We start from the raw sequence: 2,350 nt of genomic DNA, 5'->3' as shown, positions 1-2,350 counted from the left end.
TCGGTAGTCTTGACGTGAATCTGATCCAGCGCCTGCGGGCCGATCTTCTCCCCGGCCTGAGCTTGCAGCACCACGCGGTACTGGCTGGCCTGGGTGTAAATGGTCGAAATCTGCCGCTGGCCGAACGCGTCGTACAGCGCATCGGTGATATTCGCCACCGACACGCCAAGGCGCGATGCGGCGTCGCGGTCGATCACCAGATAGACCTGCAAGCCTTTGTCCTGCAGATCACTGGCCACGTCGGTCAACTCCGGACGCTGCGCCAGGGCTTCGACCAGACGGCTGCTCCACTGGCTGAGCAATTCCGAGTCCGGCGAGGACATGCTGAACTGGTACTGGGTGCGACTGACCCGATCCTCGATGGTCAGGTCCTGCACCGGCTGCATGAACAGCCGAATGCCGACCAGTTTGTCCAGTTGCGGTTGCAGGCGGGAAATCACTTCGCTGGCCGTCAGATCGCGCTCGCCGTGGGGCTTGAGGTTGATCAGCAAGCGGCCGCTGTTGAGCGTGGCGTTGTCGCCGTCGACGCCAATGTAGGACGACAGGCTCTGCACCGCCGGATCTTCGAGAATGATCTTCGCCAGTTGCTGCTGCCGATCTCCCATCGCCGCGAAGGAGATCGACTGCGGCGCTTCGGAAATGCCCTGAATCACGCCGGTGTCCTGCACCGGAAAGAAACCCTTCGGCACGATCACGTACAGGAACACGGTCAACGCCAGTGTGCCGATGGCGACCAGCAAGGTCAGCGGCTGATGCTTGAGCACCCAGCGCAGCATCCGCCCGTATTCCTTGATCATCCAGTCGATGAACGCACCGCTGGCGCGGTAGAAACGGCCTTGCTCGTGTTCTTGCGGTTCACGCTTGAGCAGGCGCGCGCACATCATCGGCGTCAGGGTCAGCGACACCACCAGGGAAATCAGGATTGCGACCGCCAGGGTAATGGCGAATTCCCGGAACAGGCGCCCCACCACGTCGGCCATGAACAGCAGCGGAATGAGTACGGCGATCAGCGACAGGGTCAGGGAAATCAGGGTGAAGCCGATCTGTTTCGCGCCCTTGAGCGCGGCCTGCATCGGGCTGTCGCCCTCTTCGATGAAGCGCGAAATGTTCTCGAGCATGACGATGGCATCGTCGACCACGAAGCCGGTGGCAATGGTCAGCGCCATCAACGTCAGGTTGTTCACCGAGAAACCGGCGAGGTACATCACGCCGAAGGTGCCGATCAGCGACAGCGGCACGGCCACCGAGGGAATGATCGTCGCACTGGCGCGGCGCAGAAACAGGAACGTGACCATGACCACCAGCGCGATGGCGATCAGCAGTTCGTGTTGCACGTCGGTGACCGAGGCACGGATGGTCTGGGTGCGATCCGTCAGCACCGTGACGTCGAGGCCGGCCGGCAGGTTGTCGGTGATGCTCGGCAGCAAGGCCTTGATGCGGTCGACCACTTCGATAACGTTGGCGCCCGGCTGACGCTGGATGTTCAGCAACACCGCCTGATTCTGGTTGGCCCACGCGGCCAGACGCTCGTTCTCGGCGCCATCGACGATTTCCGCGACGTCCTTGAGCCGCAACGGCGCGCCGTTCTTGTAGGTCAGGATGAGATTCGCGTAGTCCTCGGGCGAGGTCAGTTGGTCGTTGGCATCGAGCATCGACACCCGGGTCGGGCCATCGAAGTTGCCTTTCGGCTGGTTGACGTTGGAGGCGCCGATCAGCGTGCGCACGTCCGACAGGTTGAGGCTGTTGGCCGCGAGCGCTTCGGGGTTGACCTTGATTCGTACCGCCTGACGCTGGCCACCAGCGATGCTGACCATGCCGACGCCGCTGATCTGGGCGATTTTCTGCGCCATGCGCGTATCGACCAAGTCATTGAGCTTGGGCAGCAGCATGGTTTTCGAAGTGATGGCCAGGGTCAGCACCGGGGTGTCCGCCGGGTTGACCTTGTTGTACACCGGCGGCGCCGGCAGGTCGGTGGGCAGCAGGTTGGTCGCGGCGTTGATCGCGGCCTGCACCTGCTGTTCGGCGACATCCATGTTGATGTCGAGGCTGAAACGCAGGGTCAGCACCGAAGCGCCGCCGGAGCTGGTCGAAGCCATTTGCGTCAGGCCCGGCATCTGCCCGAACTGGCGCTCAAGCGGTGCGGTGACGGCGCTGGTCATCACGTCCGGACTGGCGCCGGGGTACAGGGTCATGACGCGGATGGTCGGGTAATCGACCTGCGGCAAGGCCGAAACCGGCAGCAGGCGATAAGCGATCAGGCCGGCCAGGACAATGGCCAGCATGCTCAGGGTGGTGGCTACCGGACGGAGGATGAACAGCCGCGAAATGTTCATGCGCCCTTCTTGGCCTT

Annotated in this window: 1 protein-coding gene; it reads right to left on the bottom strand. The window is 62.9% G+C overall.

Going from position 1 to position 2,350, the window contains the following annotated elements; translation table 11 throughout:
- Window positions 1–2,333: efflux RND transporter permease subunit (locus tag OQK_RS23840; protein ID WP_016774623.1), on the bottom strand; the 2,333-nt coding region annotated here is incomplete at its 3' end.
- Between the last annotated feature and the right edge of the window lie 17 nt (window positions 2,334–2,350).

Origin of the sequence: Pseudomonas sp. R62, assembly GCF_000257605.1 — a bacterium.
Taxonomy (GTDB): Bacteria; Pseudomonadota; Gammaproteobacteria; order Pseudomonadales; family Pseudomonadaceae; genus Aquipseudomonas; species Aquipseudomonas atacamensis.
The sequence above is the reverse complement of the archived record's forward strand: the minus strand, read 5'-3'. Positions and strand labels throughout refer to the sequence as shown.